24 protein-coding genes are annotated in these 22,835 nt (G+C 38.9%); 10 read left to right on the top strand and 14 right to left on the bottom strand.

Annotated features, from left to right (window positions below; translation table 11 throughout):
- Nucleotides 1-114 precede the first annotated feature (114 nt).
- Complete coding sequence (locus L634_RS0120040; protein ID WP_026583980.1) at nt 115-327, top strand: hypothetical protein; 213 nt, start codon at nt 115-117, stop codon at nt 325-327.
- A 158-nt stretch (nt 328-485) separates the two neighbouring features.
- Here the strand turns inward: L634_RS0120040 and L634_RS0120045 are convergent, their stop codons facing one another.
- Together L634_RS0120045 and L634_RS0120050 are read right to left on the bottom strand one after the other, a co-directional pair.
- Nucleotides 486-1,412 (bottom strand): hypothetical protein, encoded by a 927-nt coding sequence (locus L634_RS0120045; RefSeq protein ID WP_026583981.1) that lies wholly within the window; start codon nt 1,410-1,412, stop codon nt 486-488.
- 112 nt (nt 1,413-1,524) lie between these two features.
- On the bottom strand, nt 1,525-2,976 hold the full coding sequence (locus L634_RS0120050) for a recombinase family protein (protein ID WP_026583982.1): 1,452 nt from the start codon (nt 2,974-2,976) through the stop codon (nt 1,525-1,527).
- 115 nt (nt 2,977-3,091) lie between these two features.
- On the opposite strand from L634_RS0120050, the gene L634_RS0120055 reads away from it, so the two are divergent.
- The 6 genes from L634_RS0120055 (at nt 3,092) to L634_RS0120080 (ending at nt 9,206) form a co-directional block, all read left to right on the top strand.
- Nucleotides 3,092-3,313, top strand: coding sequence for a hypothetical protein (locus L634_RS0120055; RefSeq protein WP_026583983.1), 222 nt, complete (start codon nt 3,092-3,094; stop codon nt 3,311-3,313).
- Between the two features lie 116 nt (nt 3,314-3,429).
- Nucleotides 3,430-3,615 (top strand): hypothetical protein, encoded by a 186-nt coding sequence (locus tag L634_RS0120060; protein ID WP_026583984.1) that lies wholly within the window; start codon nt 3,430-3,432, stop codon nt 3,613-3,615.
- Nucleotides 3,572-5,095 (top strand): recombinase family protein, encoded by a 1,524-nt coding sequence (locus tag L634_RS0120065; protein ID WP_026583985.1) that lies wholly within the window; start codon nt 3,572-3,574, stop codon nt 5,093-5,095. The genes L634_RS0120060 and L634_RS0120065 overlap by 44 nt, the downstream gene beginning before the upstream one ends.
- On the top strand, nt 5,088-6,689 hold the full coding sequence (locus L634_RS0120070) for a recombinase family protein (RefSeq protein WP_026583986.1): 1,602 nt from the start codon (nt 5,088-5,090) through the stop codon (nt 6,687-6,689). The genes L634_RS0120065 and L634_RS0120070 overlap by 8 nt, the downstream gene beginning before the upstream one ends.
- A 645-nt stretch (nt 6,690-7,334) precedes the next feature.
- Nucleotides 7,335-8,378 carry a helix-turn-helix domain-containing protein gene (locus L634_RS0120075; RefSeq protein WP_026583987.1) on the top strand — a complete coding sequence of 348 codons (1,044 nt, stop codon included), beginning with the start codon at nt 7,335-7,337 and terminating at the stop codon, nt 8,376-8,378.
- A 123-nt stretch (nt 8,379-8,501) separates the two neighbouring features.
- Nucleotides 8,502-9,206 (top strand): hypothetical protein, encoded by a 705-nt coding sequence (locus L634_RS0120080; RefSeq protein WP_026583988.1) that lies wholly within the window; start codon nt 8,502-8,504, stop codon nt 9,204-9,206.
- Nucleotides 9,207-9,291: 85 nt separating this feature from the next.
- On the opposite strand, the gene L634_RS33515 is transcribed toward L634_RS0120080, so the two are convergent.
- Nucleotides 9,292-9,456, bottom strand: coding sequence for a hypothetical protein (locus L634_RS33515; protein WP_157452429.1), 165 nt, complete (start codon nt 9,454-9,456; stop codon nt 9,292-9,294).
- A 174-nt stretch (nt 9,457-9,630) separates the two neighbouring features.
- Between L634_RS33515 and L634_RS0120090 the strand changes: the two genes are divergently transcribed.
- Nucleotides 9,631-9,963 (top strand): hypothetical protein, encoded by a 333-nt coding sequence (locus L634_RS0120090; protein WP_026583989.1) that lies wholly within the window; start codon nt 9,631-9,633, stop codon nt 9,961-9,963.
- 318 nt (nt 9,964-10,281) lie between these two features.
- Here L634_RS0120090 and L634_RS0120095 read toward each other — a convergent pair whose 3' ends face one another.
- Nucleotides 10,282-10,623 (bottom strand): helix-turn-helix domain-containing protein, encoded by a 342-nt coding sequence (locus L634_RS0120095; protein WP_026583990.1) that lies wholly within the window; start codon nt 10,621-10,623, stop codon nt 10,282-10,284.
- A gap of 327 nt (nt 10,624-10,950) precedes the next feature.
- Here L634_RS0120095 and L634_RS0120100 point away from each other — a divergent pair, with 327 nt between their 5' ends.
- Both L634_RS0120100 and L634_RS34410 read left to right on the top strand, forming a co-directional pair.
- Entirely contained in the window at nt 10,951-11,163 is a 213-nt protein-coding gene (locus L634_RS0120100) for a hypothetical protein (RefSeq protein WP_026583991.1), read from the top strand.
- Nucleotides 11,160-11,903, top strand: coding sequence for a type II toxin-antitoxin system VapC family toxin (locus tag L634_RS34410; RefSeq protein WP_034262956.1), 744 nt, complete (start codon nt 11,160-11,162; stop codon nt 11,901-11,903). Before L634_RS0120100 ends, L634_RS34410 begins: the two co-directional genes overlap by 4 nt.
- A 65-nt stretch (nt 11,904-11,968) precedes the next feature.
- Here the strand turns inward: L634_RS34410 and L634_RS0120110 are convergent, their stop codons facing one another.
- From L634_RS0120110 to L634_RS0120155, 10 genes are all read right to left on the bottom strand, one after another.
- Nucleotides 11,969-13,045: a copper resistance D family protein gene (locus L634_RS0120110; RefSeq protein WP_026583992.1), complete on the bottom strand. Its 1,077-nt coding sequence runs from the start codon at nt 13,043-13,045 to the stop codon at nt 11,969-11,971.
- A gap of 1 nt (nt 13,046) precedes the next feature.
- The gene (locus tag L634_RS0120115) at nt 13,047-13,577 is read right to left on the bottom strand and encodes a copper resistance CopC family protein (protein ID WP_026583993.1); all 531 of its coding nucleotides are present in this window, start codon (nt 13,575-13,577) and stop codon (nt 13,047-13,049) included.
- Nucleotides 13,578-13,817: 240 nt separating this feature from the next.
- The gene (locus tag L634_RS0120120) at nt 13,818-14,729 is read right to left on the bottom strand and encodes a cation diffusion facilitator family transporter (protein WP_026583994.1); all 912 of its coding nucleotides are present in this window, start codon (nt 14,727-14,729) and stop codon (nt 13,818-13,820) included.
- Nucleotides 14,730-14,928: 199 nt separating this feature from the next.
- Nucleotides 14,929-15,660 carry a ZIP family metal transporter gene (locus L634_RS0120125; RefSeq protein WP_198029804.1) on the bottom strand — a complete coding sequence of 244 codons (732 nt, stop codon included), beginning with the start codon at nt 15,658-15,660 and terminating at the stop codon, nt 14,929-14,931.
- A gap of 61 nt (nt 15,661-15,721) precedes the next feature.
- A complete protein-coding gene (locus tag L634_RS0120130) occupies nt 15,722-16,762 on the bottom strand; it encodes a flavin-containing monooxygenase (protein ID WP_026583996.1) in 1,041 nt (346 codons plus the stop codon).
- 308 nt (nt 16,763-17,070) lie between these two features.
- Nucleotides 17,071-19,203, bottom strand: coding sequence for a heavy metal translocating P-type ATPase (locus L634_RS0120135; RefSeq protein WP_026583997.1), 2,133 nt, complete (start codon nt 19,201-19,203; stop codon nt 17,071-17,073).
- Nucleotides 19,196-19,564 carry an ArsR/SmtB family transcription factor gene (locus L634_RS0120140; RefSeq protein WP_026583998.1) on the bottom strand — a complete coding sequence of 123 codons (369 nt, stop codon included), beginning with the start codon at nt 19,562-19,564 and terminating at the stop codon, nt 19,196-19,198. The genes L634_RS0120135 and L634_RS0120140 overlap by 8 nt, the downstream gene beginning before the upstream one ends.
- A 234-nt stretch (nt 19,565-19,798) precedes the next feature.
- Nucleotides 19,799-21,934, bottom strand: a complete 2,136-nt coding sequence (locus L634_RS0120145) for a heavy metal translocating P-type ATPase (protein ID WP_084028956.1) — start codon at nt 21,932-21,934, stop codon at nt 19,799-19,801.
- Nucleotides 21,927-22,295 carry an ArsR/SmtB family transcription factor gene (locus L634_RS0120150; RefSeq protein ID WP_026584000.1) on the bottom strand — a complete coding sequence of 123 codons (369 nt, stop codon included), beginning with the start codon at nt 22,293-22,295 and terminating at the stop codon, nt 21,927-21,929. The genes L634_RS0120145 and L634_RS0120150 overlap by 8 nt, the downstream gene beginning before the upstream one ends.
- A 122-nt stretch (nt 22,296-22,417) precedes the next feature.
- Nucleotides 22,418-22,798, bottom strand: coding sequence for a FixH family protein (locus L634_RS0120155; protein WP_026584001.1), 381 nt, complete (start codon nt 22,796-22,798; stop codon nt 22,418-22,420).
- Nucleotides 22,799-22,835: the final 37 nt, after the last annotated feature.

The following is a 22,835-nucleotide window of genomic DNA, read 5'->3' on the forward strand; positions in this document are numbered from 1 at the left end:
GGCTGGGCTTCCTTCTCCAAAGGATTTCAATACTCTTGTTAATAAAGGAATTTTTAATAAATAACTGCATAAAACAAGAAGGTAGGGGTATAAGAATCATGAGGAGGAGCGAGTATGAAATACTTCATCGCTTTATTTTGTTCCGATAAACAATGCAAAAACCGATCCGTAACGCGGGTTCTGGAGGCAATATCCTCCGAAGCCGCAAGAGAGGCTGTTTACGAATTGAACTTCAATGGCAAGGATGAGCTTTGTCCTTGCTGTAAAAAAAGAATGAATTATTATTTAGATTTCCAGCATGAACATGAACAAAGCCTCCTTTTGTAGAAAAGGAGGCTTTTTTGTGTGCCCGATTCCCGAGCGTTTAGGTATGTAGTATTGCACTTTGTCAGGATTACCCCGACGTGTAGGTTTGTTTCTATTACTAATATAGTACAAATTGGCAAATAATGCAACAAAAAACTGTGAACGTTTTAAATCTCGTTTTAAATCACTGTTTCATGCATTTTTTCGTAGAGTTCTCCTCGCATTTTATCACGGCTTTTTGCTTCGGTATCAATGACATTGGCGAGGCTTCGGATGGCCCAAGTTCTTGCGGCTCGTCCCATAGATGTTTTCACCCATGTAAGCTCATATTCAGAAGGGTCATTATGCAATGTGTACTTGAGCACTTTTTTATCATATTTTTTTGAAGCCAACGGTCTTAATAGATGGGATAATTGTTTGTCCGCGTTCCCAAATTGCGGAATGAACTTGAAGTTGTTATTTAGCATATGCTCCAATAGAGATTCCTCATTCAGCAGCATGACACGAAAACCTTCTTCGATCCTCTTCACTTGTGGCTCAGAAAGGTAAGCAGGAATATTCTTTCTGGTAAATTCAGTCTGGACAATTCTCTTGCGGCTTATACAAGTCATTTGCTCCAAAAGCACAGCTGTATGAACAGTCAAAGGGCGAACTTTACCGATGTTGAAGCGGTGTTTTGTTTCCCTGATCTTATTTTTCATGCTTTCGGTGGGAATGATTTGAACGGAATCCCTATTCGGGAGTACGTCCCATACGATGGCAAAGTGTTCCTTGTCAAGTTCGCTTCCTACTGCCGAAAATTTGGCTTTAATCAACTGTCCCTTCGCCAGCGGAGGCACAAACACCGTCGGTTCTTTTGGCTGACCCTCATTGTCTGTATCGTCTACTTCATCTGGTTTCTTTGAACATTGAATAAATCTTTCTGTTCTATCGAGGATATCTCTTCTCGTCACTTTTCCGTTCAAAGGACGATGATCATCCGTTACGGTGGCCAGTTCCTGAAGCAGACGAATGAGCTGTTGGTCTTCGCCCACTTTGAGAAAGAGCTCCTTTAGTTGGGGTTTTTCTGCAATTACTTTCAAGAGTTCTTGATGGTCGCTGCTCATCTTGCAAATATTCTCCTTTCATCTAGGTCTTTCTTATTATGACATATTTTCCTTAAGTTGGTATTCATTTTTAATTAAAAAACCCAGATTTATTTTCATCTGGGTCTTGACCTTATTTCAAAACAATTAGAATATCTTTTTCATCCATCGGGACCACCTTTTCAATTAAATTGGATAAAAATGCTTTTGTCCTATCTGTTGAAAGAGTGTCAATCCCTTTTAGGATGTCTTGAATCAGCCTTTTCAGTTCTGCTTCAATCTCGCTTGTATCCTTTTCCTTCTCTCTGCTCCCAGCAACCTGTTCCAATGTATCAAGCCGTTCCTTCTCGATTTTGAGATCCTCCAACGATATGAGGCCAGCCGTAAAAGCCTCAACCTTACGTTCATAACGTTTTTTTGCGGTATGAATTTTCTGCTGGTTAACAGCAGCTTGGTTGTTTGAGGCGGGTCCGCGTTTAACCTTAATCGTTTCGACAGGAAGGTGAGTTAATAAATCCTCTAATCCCTTTTTAAACAATGCATGCATTTCTTCCACTTTGTATTGTTTTCCTGTGCATCCCCCCTTATTTTTATGAGCAGAACAACGGTATGCTTTGTATGGATTTTTCCTTGAGCCAGACGTACTGACGCTCATGCCAGACCCGCACTTCGGACATTTTAATAGCCCGCTGAGAAGATGGGGGCTTGATTGGGCTCTTGAAGGCAGTGACTTTTGACCAATTCTCTCCTGTACCCTGTCCCATGTTTCTTGCGGGATGATGGCCTCGTGTGTCTGTTCCTGAATCACCCATTCCTCAAGGTCCTTCTCTGGCCGCTTTTCAATGCTTCCGCTTCTCCTGTTCCAAACCGTTGTCCCTTTATACACTGGATTTGTCAGGAGGAGCTTAATGGTTCGGTTCCACCACTCCTTTCCTGATGGTGAAGGAATTCCCTCCTCATTCAATGTTCTTGCGATAGTCAGGTATCCCATATTGTCATATAGGTACATATTAAAGATTCTCTTTACTACCTTTGCTTGTTCTGTGTGAACCACCAATTTTTTTTCGATGAGTTCATATCCGTAAGGAGCAGAGGTAAGCCACTTCCCTTGATTCGCTGCATGGAACATGTTATCGACGACACGTTCTCTGATCCTTTCCCTCTCGAATTCAGCCACCGCACCCAATACCTGAAGGGTAAGACGTCCAGACGGTGTGTTGGTATCAAAACTTTCACTGATGGAAATGAAGGAGACAGTGTGAGTCTGAAACTCATCGATCAATTCAAGAAGGTTTAAAAGCCTTCTGCTTAAACGGTCTAGTTTCGTTACGATAATTTTCGAAATTTCATTGTTTCGCACACTTTCCAAAAGCAGAGTCAACTGCGGACGATTTAAATCCTTTGCTGAGTACCCGTCATCGATGAAGAGGCGGATATCCCCCTTCCATCCCATTGCAGCACAATAGGATTCCAGCCGATGCTGTTGTTCATTTAAAGAGAGTCCCTCTCGTGCCTGTTCATCTGTGGATACACGGCAGTAAATTGCCACACTTCTCATATCCAAGACGTTTTGTTCCTTGGCCATTTCTTTACCTCCTGTATCCCTTTGTCCATGTATATGTTGGGAAAGAAATTTCTATTAGTCCCGAAGGGTTGTCCACCCCTTTTTCCTGCATAAGTTGTACCAAGGGGGAATGATCATGGATAGTGTTAAGGGCAAAGTGAAATTTTCGTTTAATAATCAGGTTGTCGATTCCATAAAGGACTTGCCATCTGAAGAGTTTGATGAACTTCTGAGCCGTCTTTCTGTCTGGAGACGGACTGTCTCAGAAACAGTCATAAAGGATTACCTATCCACCCAGCTTCCTGATGAGGCTATCGCTTGGGAGTGGAGTTCTCCAAAGGAAGATAGAAGCAAATAATGCCTTTGTTTCGGTTTCTTGTTCATGTTTATGAACGTATTGTTCACCTTTATGAATAAACTTTATTCACTTACACATAATACAAATGCAGCCAGTTTTGTGAATGGAGGAATAACATGAAGAAAAGAACGGAACTTGGGATTGGAAAATTGGAATTCGTTTTTGAGGAAGGTTTTGGACGTGATTGGGCAAGCGTTTTAGCGAGCCTGATCTACCATGAAATAAAGTCGGAACTGGTGAAGGAGGGAGAAAAAGTCTGTGAAGAAGACCATCATTTACTTAAGAAAGTCTTTAGACTCTGATAAACAGCCTCAATCACTTACTATGCAAATAGACATTGCCATGGAGTACGCAAGAAAGAATGATTGGATGATCCACGAGATTTATAACGAAGGGATGTGCTCAGCACGAAAGACAGAAATTGCTGAGCGTCCTGAGCTGAACCGACTGTTGTCAGATATCAGGGAAAATAAAATTGCGAGAATCATTGTCTTCAAGCGAGACCGTCTGGCAAGGAATGTTCAGCAGTATATCGAAATCTATCGCCTTATTAAAAATCACCAGGTTGAGCTACATTTTACTGCCGAAAACGAACCGCCCCCTTTTCATGGTGCGACATCTGAGTTTATCGAGGCTATTATGGCAGGAATTTCGGAACATGAGGCAAACAACATTGTTCGGAGGCTGATTTTATCAAAGATACCCTTGATAAGAAAAGGATACTGGCAAGTTGGACGCGTTCCATTTGCTTATGAAAGCATAAATAAAAAGAAAGAAGACAGTGAGGAAGATAGCCAAGAAGATTTATATGTAAAACAGGGAAAGGAACCAAACGGCAAGCTGCTCATTGTCCCAGAAAAGGCAGCCCTAGTTGAGTCTTTATACAAGGAAGTCGATAAGTTGCCATCCAGTCTTCTGGCTTCGGGAGACTTTTACCAAGTCTGCAGGGCCATCAGGCAAAACGATTTATTTAAAGAGTTAAAGAATGAACAGATTTGGAGAATTATTGTACAGCCTCTTCATAAGGGAATTTTGTTTCAGAAGCTGGACGGTGAAGAGTATACTACCGACAATGAGATTACCCAAAACCTGAGAATAGTGAGCGATGAACTTTGGGAAAAGGCAAACCGTGTGTTCAGGCAGCTTGATGTCCCTCCTCATATAACAAAAGAAACAGAACCTGAGGATATATCTATTGAAGCAGACCCTTTGCTGGATGGGGTTTTGTATTGCGGCAAATGTGAACAACCCCTTGCAGCAAAGAAAAAAGTGTATAAATGCCAAACTGAGAACTGTAAGAACTCTCCAAAAGTGAAACAGGTTGAACATGAAGTCCTTGAGAAGCTGGTCACTCATCTTTTGGAACTGGGAAGCAAAGATTGGAAAAAACTGATCCATAACCTGAATCGTAAGTATGCAGCTCCATTCAAACGCCTGGCCGAGACAAAGGCAAAGGAACTGACCGTACTTGAAGAGAGGATAAAGCAAGAGTTTCAGGAATTTGTTCTATATACGGAACAGGACAGTGAAAAGAGGCTTTCTTCATGGATTGACCAGTACAAAAAGACAGCAAAGGAAAATGAAATGCTGGAATCTCTGTACTTTCATATTCATAACTTTATTCTTATTCTCGACAAAGAAAAAACACTTGAAAGGGTCCATATAGATAAACTGACGAGAATTGAAAAGCAGCACTTATTCTCACTGGTGAAAAAGGTGTCTTTTTATAAGAAGCCTTCCAACTTATACTGCTATGAGATATTGGAGGCGAAAAATGAGTAAAAAAGGGAAAAAGAAAACAGTTGAAGAGGTACTTTCCGAAGCACAGCGGATTGCGTTTTATGGACGTGTTTCAACAGAAAAGCAGGAAGTGGAGAATGGGCAACAAACAGAGAAAGTAGACCAATTCCTGAGCAGGTACCAAAAGAATCGGTCCAAGGATTTTACAGATACCAAGTCAGCCTATTCCAAGTCATATACGGATCGCGACGATTTTCTGCAGTTACTTATTGCCTTGGAGAAAAAGGAATTTGATGCTGTCGTGGTCTCCGACAGAGACCGATTGTCCAGGCAGACCGATGAACACTTCAAATTGAGGGAAGAGTTAAATAGGCTTGGTGTCCCTGTTGTCATAGCTTCGCGGAGCGAGTTTTATGATTCTGAAGATTTTATTCGGAATCTCATTGAAGACGCACTTACCAAAATGGAATCCGACAATATCTCCGCCAGGACAAAGGCAGCCATGAAGTCAATGAAGGAAAGGGACGAGTATATTGGTGGACAACCGCCTTATGGATATAAGACTGTAAGGGAAAAGCAGACAGAGAAGGTATTCTTCCTGCCCATTCCTGAACAAATGGAAAAGGTAAGAATCATTTTCAGTCTTTTTAAGAAAAGCGAAACCTTTTCAGGCATCGCAAAGATGCTTGCTATTGATTCTCCTTCTGAAAAATGGAATGCATCCAAGGTAAAAGGAATTATCACGAATCCAATTTATACGGGATTCATGGTTTACAATCGCTATACGGTTGCTGACGGAAAACGTATATTTACACCCATCTCTGATTGGAGGTGGATAAAGCCCCCGATAACAGGAGTGGAACAAATTGTAAAATATGAAGACTGGTGGTACTGCTGGCACAAGTACACCTCATTGCGAGTGAAGAAGCCAAGATATCTGTCCACATCCTTTTACCTGAGTGACTTGGCTGTCTGCCAATGCGGTGAGTATTTTATCGGGAAGGATCAAAGGACAAATATCAACGGCCGCGGAAAAATTTACGGGGACAGATACTATATTTGCAGCAATCAGATGTGTAAAAGGAAAGTTCCTGCTGATAAGTTGCATGATCTAGTGTTGGATACGGTATTTAAGCTGCCTTCACGAAAGGATTTGGTGGAAGGAGAAATGAAGCAGTTAATTTCAGATGAAATTAGGAACCAGGAGGAACTTGTTGCAAGCTACAAGAAGAAACTTCAAAGAGAAGAGAACAACCTTAGCTTAATTGAAGGGTATGAGATAAAAGAAGGGCTTTCCGATCGGTTGCTTTATGAATCCGAAAATAATAAGCTGCTCGCCTATTTAGTATCCAAATCGGATAGTGAGGATAAAGTGAAGCGGTTTAGGGAGCTGCTTAAGAACCATGAGACATTGCTGGAAAGGCTCAAGGATATCTTATCGAATGATTCGGTAATAGTGGAAAAGGTTGAAGGATTTTTCGGTTCAGGAGAATGGCAGAGTCTATCCAGTGCTGAAATCAGGAGCCTGGCTCTGATGATGGTAGAAAGTTGCTTGATTACTTCTGATAATAAGGTACACCTAAAAGTTAAAACACTTCCCCCAGACCATTTGAACCTCTGGGGGTTGGCGAAATGAGCAGGCTATGCGGTCTGCTCATTTTTTGTTTACATAATTCCTTTCTTTTTTCCAATGACTTACAAAATGCTATTACAATAAAAGTGTGGACCTTATTAGTTTGGACAAGTTGGGAAAGCAGAACAACTAATAGAACAATATTCGACACTGACATTTATAGTGCAAATTGATTTTTTAGGACCCTATAAAAAAATCAATCTTATGGAATTTTTTAAAACGAATGAGGTTTTCCCAAATCCTTATTTCTCGGTTTTTTGGACAAGCTGTTTATCAATCTCGGTGAAAGTGAAAAAAGGGATCCCTATTTTCACTTTCACCGAGACAAATAATTCTCAATTGTACAAGCAACAAGGTTTTGACGACTTCTTACATACCCTGACAAACTTCCTGAAATGGTTTCTCGGTTTTTCATAATCCGACACTAAATTTCTCGGTTTTTATTTTTGCTTTTAACATTAACCATTAAAAGTTAATCGGTTAATGTTAAACGAATAACTTTACAAAGGTATTATTACAAATTCATTATTAGATTCCTAATATTACTCGTTTAACATTAAAAGTCTTTAAATATACTGGCTTGTTCCACTCATTATCTGGAGTTATTTCAAATATACTTTTACAAACATGTAATGGATGGTGAAGTGTGTGGAGCGAATTCTTAATGTTCATGAGGCCATCAGAATTTTAAAGCGGCATTATATTACGGCAACCCCCCAATCAGTTTCCCGATATATTCGGGAAGGAAGGCTTTATGCGGAAAAGGCATCCAGAAAAGACGGCTACAAAATCAAGGAAAGCGATTTATATGAGTTTATGGATGAAGAAATGCCGATGATAGGCGAAGTGATGGAAATCTACGACCAATTCATAGACGGCGAATTGGTTCCGAAGAGAGAGCCTCCTAGCCGAATGTCGGGAGAAATAGGACCATCCCCTTCAATTGGAAAGGCGGCCAAGACAAAGGATGAACCCCCTGCCCAGGAAAACGAGATGAAATTGGAACATGAAGAAGTGTTCAGAGAGGCAGAATTGACATCTGCATTAAAAAACATGATGGAGAATGCATTCTCCCAGGTAATCGATAGAATCGATATGATTGATGGCCAGCTCAAGGAGATTAAAGAATCGATACATGGATTAAACGCAATATTTGAGGATTCAGTCAAAACTGATAAAGAAGTAAAGACGGAGCTGCTGCCTTTATTCGCTGAAATTCGCGAGGAAATTAAGAATTCAATGCACGAAATAAACAAAAACCTGGCTGATTCGATCATTCAGAGTATAAAAGGGTCATTGGAACCCCTGCAAACGGCAGAGCGGTCACCAGCAAAAAACAAATCGAGGACAGTGAAAGACATCCATAAGGAAAAAACGTTCGAGGAGTTTCTGGATTTACTGTATAAAGAAAACAAAATCAAGAGAAGCGATGCTGAGAAAATGGATCCAGAATTACGGGCAATTTACCACACATACTTTGATGATTCCGACACTATGAAGTCCGAAATCAAGGTGGAAAACGGATTCAGATGCCCAGAGACAGGAAAAGTTACGTTAAGGTTTGTCCATCTTGTCGCTGGGAGATTCAATGAACTCTTGGAAAAAGCAAAAGAGAAGAAGTTAAAAGTACAGGAAGCCGAAGGAAAAGATCCCCCTGTAAAAATGGAATTAAGTGCTGCTCTCATCCCTTGAGGATGATTTTTTTTGTCTTTTTTTATCCCATATTGAAAATCTCGATTACTATTATAAAAAGCAATGGACAGACTCTTTTCCCGCTAATACATCGAGATAAACCATACAAAGGGAGTGTGCAATATGGGGATCAAAGTACAATTGAAACACGACTTGACCAGATACCATCCTCAGCTAACAAATGGGGCTGTTGGACATACTACACATCTGAAAACAATCAATGATTGCTTCGTAAAAGTCTATTTTCCAGGTGCAGGCCATCATGACATCCTGTGGAAGTCCATTGAGATAATCGATGAAGAATATCTCGAAAAAAGGAAAAAAGAAAGCGATGAAAAGATGAAAGCAATAAAGGAAAATGGAAAGGTGGAATTGCATTGGAAAAAAAGCGGCTATTTATCCAGCCTCCGTTATGAATACCGAATTGGAAATCAGGATTTCAGTCATTCAATCGGGTTCTTGGATCTAGCTGCTACATTGTATGAGGATTTCAGAAACAACGGTATAGAGATAAAGGAATTTGGAGAACCAAACGATGTTTCTGCAAGGAAGTTCGGGGAGTCATATCATCTTGATAGAAAAAGAACCAAGGCCGCACGAAACCAATCTATTATCTCAAATGGAAAGGCAGTTGCTGAATGGTGCAAAATTGGCGGGTTCGTCAATCTGAAAATAAATTACACCCTTAACGGCACCCACCATGAGGAAACCATTATCAAACGCGATAAGGGAATTGCACGCTTAAACGAGTTGATTCAAGCTGGAGTTCCCGTTACCCATCTTGGGAAGCCTGCATACAAAAACAGAGTGGCATTAAACATGATTTGAACTGGCCTTTAGGCTGGTTTTTTTATGTATAAAGAAGACACAAGTATATAAGTCATACAAATCCCCATCAATTAATTGCAATAGATCAATTTTGTTTGCCTTTTAACCGAACAGTGCCATGTGTCGCAGGGGGGATTGGCTTATTAGGAATTAACGTTAAACGGACTAACTCTCCGAAAACCAAAGATCGTTTGTAACGAATTCTTTCCTCAATTATAAATTTTAAAGACTCTGTTTTTAAATTCTTCATAATCTCATCCTCCTATCATTAAATTACCCATTAAAGTGAACTTACCAAACACCATGTTATTTGCCGATTCATTATATATTTAGGCTGTTTTCGTAAAGATTGTTGTTTTTAACGAGGTTTTGAAATTTTAATGTAAAATAAGTCTATAATAAACTTCTAAAAAGGGTGATGCAATTGGAACACTTAACAAAAGAAGAAATACTGCAATTAACTGGATTATTAAATCAAAATTTAGTAGATATGGAAGAGTCGTTAGAAAACGGTCCCTGGAGCTTAGAAAAAGAAAAATATACAAAAATATACCTCACCTATTCTGAACTAAACTTTAAGCTGGTTCGAATGGCATCAAATATGGAATTTCAAAACGAACAAAAGAATGCTAATGAAAATGGGATAGTATTGGGTAAAAATAATGCCTATGGGTTTTTGTTTGACGGGGAAAATAATGATTTTGACGAAATATTCAAAGATTTTATTGAAGATGATAACGAAACTAAAGATAAATAGACCTTCCGAATTAGGTCTATTTTTTATAGCCCTCTAAGCACATTTACTGTTGTGAAACTTGGTTTTTGGCACGCCAAAATAAGCATTTGTTCAACTTGTTTTTCAAATGAAAGATTCTTTTCTAAATCGAGCCAGCGGATATTACCTCTATTAGCTCCGTACGATAGTATCTACTTGGTTATTCAACATATATATCATTCTCCCCTTGACCCCCATTAAAACTTATTTATTCACTATTTTAGAAATATATAACAATTCCCTATATATATTTTTCCTCTGCCCTCCTCCAGAAAGCCTGCATACAACAGGAATAAGAATTTATTGCTCTTCTTTGGATCCCAATAAAAAAAAACGGACTCCGTTTTCAAATGTCGAAAGGAGATAGTTGGCTGCCTCAGGGTCCTTTTCCAGCAGCTTATCATAATGTTGCCGAATGGCTGCAAACCGATGAGATATTTCATTATCGTCCGTTTCCATTGGCAAGATCGCCAGTTCTTCCTGAAGTTTCTCCAGGACTTTTAGCGGTATATTCTCTGTTTTGCCAGTTTCAAGCCCGCTTAAATAGCCCGATGATACCCCTAATTCTTTTGCGAAGACGTTTAGCGAAATCCCTTTTTGTTTCCTCAGCAGACGGATTCGCTGCCCCAAATTTTCCAACATATTATTTTACCTCCATTCTCTCCATTATATCCATGGCGTATAGACCCTACACTCCCTCTGGTTTTTAATTGTAACATTGGAGAGACTCCAAATGGCCAATTAAGAGAATCTGAGACCGCACTAAAGTTACAAGCTCCTGCTTCACCTTGGACTGATATTAACCGTTCTGCCTTCTGCCAATCATAAACTTCCAATATTGTGTCTTCACCATTGTTCAAAAGCAGATGGTTACACTTTTTCTTTAAAGGGAATATGTATAAGGAGTTCTTTTTTTGTTCATTAAACTATAAATTGTATAAATAAAACAATTGGGGGTGAGGGAAGGTTATGGACAAGTATTCCATTTTTAGGTATAATAAGGCAAATAAATCATTTGGAGTGATGGATATGTCAACTGTACAAATAGCTCCTACTAAAGTAAAAGATGAAAACTCGACTAATCAAAAACCACAATCCATTTCTGAACTTCGAAAAATGCTTGCCATTAAAACTGCACCTGGGCATTCTCTTCTTAGTTTATATAAAAGAGGACAGCAATGAGACCGAATGTGATTCGTATAGATGACTTTGAAGTTGGTTCCTTCCAACAGGCATCTTTTTATATAGATGCTTGTTTTTTATTGGCCTTTCTTGATGAAAGCGGAGATGATGAAGGAGAATTGGTTGAAAGGGCATTACAGAAAATGCAAAGGGAAAATATTGATTGCCTTATTATCAGTAACCATGTTGTCTCAGAAGTTATCCATCATTTATATTTGGGGAATATCTATAACGTTATTTATATAGCTTATCGTAAATTCAAGCTGAACCATCAGTTAAAAGCAGCAGAAGAAGAGTTATTAGGGAATCCTTTCGTAGCAAAAAAACTAATGGAACTCGTAGATTCTCGTTTATTGAAAATGATGCAGAAATCAGTGGAGGTACATATCCCCATTAAAGAAACAATAAAACTTTATAAAGAAAGATATAAAGACAGAGATTCATTAAATTATTACTATGAGTCTGTTGTAAATCGCTTTAATTTATTATGTTCCAGCTTAAATGAATTGTTTGATATTCAAATCAAGCATGTGCCTTCTGATGAAGAGACTTTTTATATCGCACAAGATTTTATGAGGGAGCTGCAGTTAGAGATTAAAGACTCCTTGCATTTAGCTCTTGCAAAACAATATCGTGCAAATTATTTTGTTACATTAGACGGCGATTTTATCCATCAATTCTATACCGATGATCATTTAGATGGTACAGCTATATTACATCTATCTAAACGGTTTATTTAATACATAATGAAAAAACAGCATCAGAATGAGCCGATGCTGTTTTTTTGTGAAAAGGAACTTGGATTTCAGACGGATAATGACATCATCAATCCGAAATATAATGCAAATATAAAGCTGAGTGCGAAAAGAATGGCTGTCGCAGGCTTTACTTTTTTTAAACTAATCCATATTAAAGACAGAAAAAGGATCGAAATGAATATCAAAAATAAAGATAGAAAATGTGGTGAAAAATGGATATTCATAACAGTTAAAATATCTTTTCCTGCAAGCCATTCAACCCATTTCGAAGCTCCTTCAGACTGGACCGTAAATTCAACTTCGTGGGGAGGGGATAGAGTCCCCAGAACACTTGTAAAGTAAAAAGCAATCAAAATGATCATACTCTCGCCTTTAATCCATGGGCGAGGATCAAAAGATGGAACTTTCAATGCCTTTTTGGATAATACACCATTTATAAAAGCAAAGGTCAACAAGGGGATAATGCTGATATGTTTTAACAGCAGCATTTGCCCGTATGGAAGGACCCAAGACGCTACATAATCCCTTGGTTCAACGACATAAATCATAAGAGTGAATCCGCTGATCAGAATGATAATCAAATTTATAACCGCAAAGGGTGTGAACCATCTCAGGAAACTTCCCCATTTATCCTGGTCATTTGAGAACCAGGCGATATGTATGAGTATGCCTGTCCATAGTGTCACCATTAAAAAGTGGATAGAATGAGAAATGAATCCTGGCCAGAATTCCAGCGAAGCCACATGACTGGAGTATCCAATCGCCAATACCATTAAAAGGAGCCAGAGTATTTGCAGATACTTTGAACCATTGAAGAGCAGGGTCATCCACAGGAATACTGACATAAATCCAATAAAGATCCACGCTCTTCCCACCTGGAAATCTGTCAGAACCGAATAAGCGGCGAGAGTTAGACCCACTCCATCACTAAAATAGGATATCGTCTGGGCTACAGGGCCAAAGGTAAAAACATAAATGCCTAAAGTCGCCAAAAGGAGTACTTTTTTGGATATGTTAATTCTTGGCTTTTTTTCATCTGGCACAAATTGAAGGGCGGCATGCCCAATTAAAATCGAGAATAACAGATAGGTTCCGATTTCAGCTAATGAAACGACGATACTCATATTAATGTCGTTTCCTTCCAAAGAGCAAGTACAATCCAGCTCCTAAAACCAGCAAGGATATCACAGGAATAAGAATATTCATGAACATATTCGATGAGGGTTCTTCTGCAGCTGTTGCCTGTTCATTTGGCTCTTCTTTTTGAGAATCGGGCTCGGTTGCTTCTGTATTTTGTTCTGCCTTTTCTTCGAGTTGAACAGTAAAGGGGATTTCCCCAGTAATCTGATGCCCGTCTTCTCCAGCAATTTCCCAATGAATAGTATAAGAACCTTCATTAAGTGCCGAAGACAGCGTGCCAATCATTTTATCTCCTTCAGGCTTAACAGTGGAAAGAGGAACTTCTTTTCCATCCATCACCAGAGTCATGGTACTTAATGATTCAATTTCACCTGCAAAAGTTAAAACAATTTCATTCAAGTCCCCAGTCACTATTTGCCCCGATGCAGGGACAGAAGATTTTAATTCTGTGTGAGCACTTGCCATTGAAGGGATAATGAGTAAAAGACAAAACCAAAATAGAACTTTCTTTTTCATTCAATTGTAATCCTTCCTAATCATGATTTATCAAGTTACAAATAGAAGTATAGCAAAGATTTGAAAACATGGTACAAACGCTAACCACCATTTTATTTATAATAAGATCATAACTGCCCATCTTTATTCCTTTTATGCATCATGAATGAAAAAAATCATGGGTTTTCATGCTCCCATGATTTTTTTTCATCTTAAACTACTCGTCGGAAGATATTTGAATACGGATAATGCCCTCCATCTCTAATTACAGACACCATGATGGCTTGGGCAGCCCTGTTCTTTATGTTCAACTTGAATTGTACTATGTTCAATTCCAAACTCATCATGAAGTATGGATTGGGCCTGATGAAGTATGGAGTCATGTTTCCCTTCAACATCAATGGAAATATGGCAGCTTAGCATAGGTACCCCAGATGTGATAGACCATATATGAAGGTCATGAACTTCTTTTACGTTTGAAACATTTAATAATGATTTTTTCACCTTATCGATTTCAATGTGCAAAGGCACACCTTCCATTAATACATGGAATGAATCCTTTGTTACTCTCCACCCGCTAATTAAGACTAAAACAGCCACAATCACACTTGCAATGGGGTCCGCTAAGCCCCATCCAAAGAAATAAATCATTAAAGCTGCAATAATTGCTCCGATCGATCCTAGCATGTCACCAATAACGTGAAGAAAGGCACTTCGAACATTTAAATTTTCTTCCTTGTCGCCTTTCATTAAAATCCATGCAGCAATTATGTTGACTAATAACCCAATTACTGAAATGGTCAGCATTCCAAGACTCTGAACCTGGGGAGGGTCATTAAATCTGCGGTAAGCCTCTACAAATATGTAAAGGGATATGGCAATTAAAGTGATTCCATTAAGGGCAGCAGCGATGATTTCAAAACGCTGAAATCCGTATGTTTTACTTTCTGTGGCTTTTCTTTCTCCAAGTTTTATCGCAAAAAAACTCAAGCCTAACGCAACAGCATCACTAAGCATGTGTCCTGCGTCAGACAGGAGAGCAAGACTATTGGTCATGAGCCCTCCAATAACTTCTACTATCATAAAAGAAGAAATCAATAAAAAAGAGATGAAGAGTGCTTTTTTATTGCTTGTATGGGTATGGCCATGTCCATGCGAATGATTGTGTCCCATTATTCTACCTCCTATATATGAATATATGTTCATATATATTATCAACCTTTTTCTCCAAATTTTCAATTCATTTTTATGTGTTTCTTTCGCTTTTCCCATTATCATTTTCCATGAAACGATTAAATATGATCAAAGAAGGTTTCAACCATTAAAAAAAGACTAACTTTTGAAGAGTTAGCCTTAGACCATAAAACCTTGTTTAATGATCTATTTGAAAAAGGAGAAGGTAAAATTTTATAAATATTATTCCTGCCAACGCCACAGTCAGCATGTTAATCGCAAAGTGATTTTTTAATTCTTTCCATATAATTTCAAAAAAAGTGACGTAACTCAGTGTTCCGACAGCTGCTCCCATAAACATGGTTTGAAGTTTTAGTGTATCAAGGTCTATGATCATTCCCAAGAATGTATTTCCACCCACTGCAAGAGCAAGCAAAAAAGAGAATAACCAAAAAGTTCTCATCTTCTTTTTAGCGTACAAAACGGCAGTCATCATAACCATTCCTTCTGGGATATGATGGAACAATACTGCCATTAGTAATGCATTTACTTGAAAATGTTCTACCTGAAAATTCAAGCCCAGAGCTAATCCAGAAGGTATGCTGTGAAGCAGAAGAGCGAGAAAGAGTAATGCAGCTGAATCAGATTGATGATTAGATGGGTATTTCGAGTAATGTAAAATTCTGTCCATCAACATCATGAAAAAAACGCCAAATGACATTCCTGCCATAATTCCAATTGGATGATAGCTGCTCATTAATTCTGGGACAAGGTCAAACCCCAATATTCCAGCTAAAATGCCTCCGCAAAACACGTTAAGATAAAGAACATTTTTCTTGAATCCCTTGCAAATAACCGTTACAGCCGCACCACCTGCAAGCGTTCCTAAAAAAATAAAGACCATTATACTCAAACCTGTTTCAAATGCCACTGCCATAAAAGCCTCCACACATTAGGTTTGTACATTGTATTCGTGCTGAGGTATATAAAGACTAGCTTTCATTTGCAATTTGTACAGCCAAATATTCAGCATCCGCTCCAACACCCTGAAGCAACGCTGAACCTCTTCTATACTGCCAGGGGAGTCCTAAAAAATATAGCCCATCAACATCTGTAACACCTCTTTTATGTTTGGGCAGCCCTTTTTCATCCAGCAGGGAAGGAATCGATATCCAGCTGTAATCTGATATAAAGCCCGTCGACCAAATTACATTTTTAACCATATCCTCGGTATGGTCCTCAAAAAGAATAGCATCCTGAATAGCAGATATGGCCTTTGGTTTCTGCTTGATTCTTCCTTTCCTAAGCTGAGTTTTAAGTTCATAGCCAAATATAGGGTCAGGTCTATTTTTGATTAATTGTCCGATCCTGCTATGTACATTTGCCTTTAGTAACCCGAGTTTATCAAACCACCAAAAAATACTTTTGTTTCCAAAGTCCTGAGGAAGAAATGTTGGAGAATGCCCAACAGACAAATAAACGTCCCGATCACGAGATAATTCAACCGCAATTTGTGCACCAGAATTTCCGCCGCCTACTACAAGGGTTGGACCATCCGATAATTGAGCAGGATTTTTATACTGTGATGAATGCAGCTGAAGTACATCCTTCGATAAATGTTTCGCGAATTCAGGAATATTCGGTTTTTGGAAAGGACCTGTTGCTACAATAACGTTTTTACAACGGTATTCACCATAATTGGTGGCCAGGACAAACTCATCCCTTTCCTTTATTAGGTTAGTGACCGATGTATCAAGTTTCACTGGAAGCGAGAACTCTTTGGCATATCGGTCTAAATAATCGCTTATTTCATCTTTTCCAGGATATTGATTAGATTCTCCTTTTAATGATAATCCAGGGAGAGAACTATACATCCTAGGTGTAAACAGGGTTAATGAATCATATCTGTTTCTCCAGCTCTCCCCAATTTCACTCCCCTGATCCAGCAGCAAAAAAGATACATTTTGCTTTTTCAGATAATAGCCCATGGCAAGGCCAGCTTGGCCTGCACCGATAACCACAACATCGTACATTTTCCGTCCCCCCTTAGAATTAAGGCTCCCCAAATCCTTTTGGGAAGCCCTCAAGGCATTCATTTCATATTTTTAAATTTCTATATTAATAAAAAGGAAGGAGAGCATGATGCTCCTTAACTGGCTCCACATAAAAGACCTTCTTGTAAAATTAGAGTTTTTTATTGGACAATACTTGTTGTACAATAAAAAAACGATGCCAATTATAGTGTCAAGTTTACTGTCATTTGGGAGGTCATTATGCAATTCATTAAACCTAAAATAGCAAGGGAAAACAATGTTAACCCTTGCTTTTAAATAATCTTATTTTATTCTTTAACTTTTAATAAGCGTAAACTGTTTAAAGTTACAATCAATGTTGCCCCCATATCAGCAAATATCGCAATCCATAGTGTTAACCAACCAGGCATAACTAATAGTAATGCCACTAATTTAATTGCTAATGAGAAGGTAATGTTTTGCTTGATGATTGCTAAAGCCTTACGGCTCAATTTGATCGTATATGGCAATTTGCTTAAATCGTCAGACATTAAAGCAATATCAGCCGTTTCTAATGCTGTATCAGTTCCAGCACCACCCATTGCTACACCAACAGTGGAAGCTGCAAGTGCTGGTGCATCATTCACACCATCTCCAACCATTGCCACGCTTTGATGTTGCCCACGAAGTTCTTTAATGAAATTCAGCTTATCCTCTGGGAGTAAATCAGCTTTAATATCCGAAACACCCACTTGTTTCCCGATGGCCGTTGCTGTACGTTGGTTATCACCAGTTAGCATTACCGTTTCAATTCCCATATCGTTCAATTTACTGATGACTGTTTTTGATGATTCTCTCATTTCATCTGCTACGGCAATTAATGAAAGGATCTCTTTTTCCGTTCCTAGCACCATCACGGTTTTCCCTTGGGTTTGCATTTCAGTAATCTTTTGTTTTCTACCACTTTCAATGCTTCCGTGTAATTCCTCGAAAAGATTTGGACTTCCTACATAATACATTTCATTTTTTACTTTGGCTTTTACACCTTTACCAGTAATAGATTGGAACTCTTCGACGGTCACAGCATTAAAGTTTAATCCATTTTCTTCTGCTTTTCTCATAATAGCTGAAGCAAGCGGATGCTGTGATCCTTTTTCAATCGCTGCCGTTATGGTCATCAATTCATTTTCGTTTCCAGCATACGTCTCGATATCTGTTACAGCTGGAATACCTTTTGTTAATGTTCCTGTTTTATCAAAAGCAATGGCTTTAAGAGCTCCTGCTTCTTCTAAATGGATACCACCTTTAATTAAAACACCATTTTTCGCTGCATTTCCAATTGCTGTTACAATCGATACAGGAGTGGAAACAACTAGAGCACAAGGACAACCAACAACTAATACAGCTAAACCTTGATAAATCCATTCGCTCCAATCTCCACCAAATAGCAATGGAGGAACGATAGCAATCAATAGAGCCAAAATAACAATTGCTGGAGTGTAGTATTTCGCAAATTTATCAACAAACGCTTGTGAAGGTGCTCGTTCTGCTTGAGCTTCTTCTACAAGATGAATAATCTTTGAAAGGGTGGTATCTTCAACTCGTTTTGTCACTTTAACTTCGAGCAATCCTTCTTCATTCAAAGTTCCTGCAAAGACTTCATCATTACTTGTTTTTGTCACTGGAACACTTTCACCTGTAATCGCCGCCTGATTTAATGTAGATGTACCTTTAATAACTAATCCATCCATCGCTAATTTTTGACCAGGTTTTACGATCATAATATCTCCGACTTGAATATCATCAACGTGGACCATCATTTCTTCATTCCCACGACGAATTAATGCTTCTTTTGGTGCAATATCCATCAAAGATTCAATGGATTGGCGAGCTTTATCCATAGAGTAACGCTCTAATGCCTCACTGATAGCAAATAGGATAACAACGGTTGCTCCTTCGCCCCATTCACCAATTATTGCAGCACCGATAATTGCGATGGTCATTAGGGTATTCATATCGAACTGTAGTCTGCTTAAATTCTTAAGCCCTTTAATAAATAACGAATATCCACCAATTAGGATTGAAGCTGCGTATCCAATCGTAGGTAGTATATGTTCCTCGCCGTATTGCTCCCCTAAAAACCAACTAATAACAAGTAAAATCGCTGAAATATATACCTTAATGTTTTCTTTTTGCTTCCAGAAAGGTTCACGTTCAACTCTTTGTTCTTTTTCATCTCGGATCTTTAAATTCTCAAATGCTCCTGCTTTTTCTAATTCTTCAATTGTTGCCGAACCTTTAACATATACTTTAGATGCTCCAAAGTTTACTTTAGCATCCTGAACACCTGGCAATTCTTTAACATTATTTTCAAAAATGGCTGCACAGTTGGTACAAGTAAATCCTTGAACACGAAAGGCTTTCATCTCTTGTTCAGATAGTTTTGCTTGCTGATTAGACATTTACCTTCACCTCTTTCTTATGTGCTAATGCAATCATCATTATCTGTCTGATATGTTCATCATCTAACGAGTAAAACGCGAGTTTTCCTTCTTTTCTAAACTTCACAACACCTTGCTTATGAAGAGTTCGCAAGTGATGGGATGCATTTGCAACTGTGACGCCTACAATATTTGCTATATCACACACACATAACTCTTCATCTTGACATAATGCATAGGTAATTTTTGCTCTATTTTCATCAGCAATCGCTTTTAACATTTGGGCAACACAAACAATATCAACCGCTTCTAAATCCCCTTGTATTCGATTGACCTTTTCTTCGTCATAACAATAAATCTCACAAGTATCTTTCTTGTTCATTTTCTCACTCCATTCTCATTCAAATGTTAACTTGAATATAGCATACTCCTTTTTTAAATTTCATTCAAGTGTATACTTGAATGAAATTTAAAAAATATTCCTCTTTATTTAAAATCTCATTTTTTTAATAAAAAAACCCGTCAAAAGATAGACGAGTTTTTTGCATTCTGCCATTTTTTCTATGGCATTTCAGTTTTTTTGAAAAAGCACCTTAAAACGGAACCCTTTTAAATCTTATTTGTCTTTCAATCTGAGAAGTCGCAATCCGTTTAATGTGACAATAAGAGTCGCACCCATATCTGCAAAAATGGCAATCCAAAGTGTTAGCCACCCAGGAATAACCAAGAGCAAGGCTACAAGTTTAATTCCTAATGAAAACGTAATATTTTGTTTGATGATGGCCAAGGCTTTTCGGCTTAATTGCACTGTAAATGGCAATTTGCCGAGGTCATCTGCCATCAAAGCAATATCTGCGGTTTCAAGGGCTGTATCTGTCCCAGCTCCACCCATGGCTATTCCAACAGTGGAAGCAGCGAGTGCGGGGGCGTCATTTACTCCGTCACCGACCATTGCCACCCGATCAAATTTATTTCTCAAATCTTTAATGAACGTCAGTTTATCTTGAGGGAGGAGTTCAGCTTTAATATCAGATACGCCTACCTGACCGCCGATTGCGTTTGCGGTTCCAGTGTTATCTCCCGTTAGCATGATGGTTTTATTAATTCCAAGGGAATGAAGTCTTTCAATCACATTTTTACTGTTCTCTCTTAGAACATCCGCAACCGCAATCAGTCCTAAAACTTCTTGGGATGATCCAGCCACCATGACTGTTTTTCCTTGATTCTGCAGGTCCGATATTGATGTTCTTAAAGGGGCAGGAATGCCGTTCGTTAACAATTCCTCGAACAAATTGGGACTGCCAACATAGTACACCTGATGATTATAAATCCCCTTGATTCCTTTTCCTGTAATAGAAGAGAAGTCCTCAATGTCAAGATCCTGATAAGATAAATTATCTTCCTCTGCTTTCTTCATAATGGCAGAGGCCAAGGGATGCTGTGAACCTTTTTCTAATGCTGCAATAATCGAAAGCAGCTCATTTGAATCCACGCTTGATTGAGGCAGGTAATCAGTTACAGCTGGAATCCCTTTCGTTAACGTGCCTGTTTTATCAAAAGCAATGGCTTTAATAGCTCCCATCTCTTCCAAATGAATGCCGCCTTTGATCAGCACGCCATTTTTGGCTGCATTTCCAATGGCCGTTACAATAGCCACAGGAGTCGAAATAACCAAAGCACATGGACATCCGACTACAAGGGCGGCTAATCCCTGATAAATCCATGTGTCCCAATCCGCTCCGAAAAACAGAGGAGGAATCACTGCGACACCCAAGGCGATAAGCATGATGAGAGGAGTATAATACTTGGCAAAACGATCTACAAACGCTTGCGAAGGGGCACGCTCTGCCTGAGCTTCCTCCACTAAATGAATGATTTTTGCAATGGTTGTATCATCTACATGCTTCGTAACTCTGACTTCTAATAGACCCTCTTCATTCAGGGTGCCTGCAAAGACTTCATCTTTTACCGTCTTGGAAACAGGAACAGATTCACCCGTAATAGCAGCCTGATTGACAGATGATAAACCTTTTACCACTACTCCATCCATGGCAATTTTCTGACCTGGTTTTACGATCATAATGTCATCAAGCTGGATATCATCCACTTCAACCATCATTTCCTGTTTTCCTCTTCGAATTAGGGCTTCCTTTGGAGCAATATCCATTAAGGAACGAATGGATTGGCGGGCTTTATCCATGGAATACGTTTCAAGTGCTTCACTTATTGCAAAGAGGATGACAACCGTCGCTCCTTCGCCCCATTCTCCAATAAACGCAGCACCAATGACCGCAATCGTCATGAGAGTTCTCATATCAAATTGAAGGCGGAAGAGGTTTTTCAAGCCTGCAATGAACAGGCGATAGCCGCCAATTACCATGGACGCACCATAAGCTAAAATCGGCGTGATACTTCCGTCGCCATTCATTTGTGTAGCGATCCATCCAATAACAAGAAAAACAAACGAGGCAATAACAGTAGCATGCTTCATAAAGAATGGTTCTTTTTTCTCTTCGAAACGCTCTTTTTCAGGAATAATTTTTAAATTCTCAAAAGCTCCTGCTTTCTCCAGCTCTTCTATGGTTGCCTCTCCAATTACCGTCAGCTTTGAAGCTCCAAAATTAACACTTGCATCAGAAACACCATCCAGGTGTTTTACGTTCTTTTCGAACTTGGTCGCACAGCCAGCTCAGGTGAATCCCTGAACACGATAAACTGTTTTTTCACTGGATTTTTCTAACGCTTCACTCATTATGCTCCACCTCCTTTTGATGTGCGAATGCAATTTGAATCAGCTGTTTAACATGATCATCATCTAATGAGTAAAAAACTAATTTGCCTTCTTTTCGGTATTTGGCCAACCCCATATTCCGCAGAAGCCTTAAATGATGAGAGGCCGTTGCTGTTGTACTTCCTACAATATTGGCTACATCACATACACATAATTCTTCTTCTTCACACAGCGAAAAAGCAATTTTCACTCTAGTATCATCAGACAAGGCTTTAAATATTTGTGCAACCGCTAAGGTATTCTGGCTGGTCACAGATTCCTTAACCCGCTTCACTTTATGTTCATCAACACAGGTTACTTCACAGACATCATCGTGCTTCAATAAAAGCCACCTCCTTAATCAAACGTCTATTTGAATATTAGTATATGCAACGGCATTTAAATAGTCAAACATTTATTTGAATATAAAATCAAAATAGGGCAAGCCTCTAGAGGCTGCCCTATTTATTCAACTTTAAAATTCTTTGTTGGCATATTATGCATGCTTCTTGCCGTCACATGAGCTGTAACCGAATAATCTCCAGCCTCTGGAAAGGATTTAATAATGGAATAAATGCCATTTCCCTGGTGTTTCCCTATAACTTCTTCAGACGTCTCCTGCCCGACTTTTTTTATTTCAAACTTAACCTCATTGGCATCTTCCACTTTTTCTTCCCCTTGCGTGACTTCTGCCTCAATAACCATATTTTCATTCATTTGAGTCACGTTTGGAACATTTATAGCGACCTCTAATAAGGCAGGCACTTCATCGGAAGCATTTTTCTCAGTTGAACACCCGCCAAGCATAAACAATGCAAGTGTTAAGAAAATGACAAGTTTCCTCATTTGATGTTTCACCTCAAAATTAATTTTTTCATTCTCA

Origin of the sequence: Bacillus sp. J33, assembly GCF_000518885.1 — a bacterium.
Taxonomy (GTDB): domain Bacteria; phylum Bacillota; class Bacilli; order Bacillales; family Cytobacillaceae; genus Cytobacillus.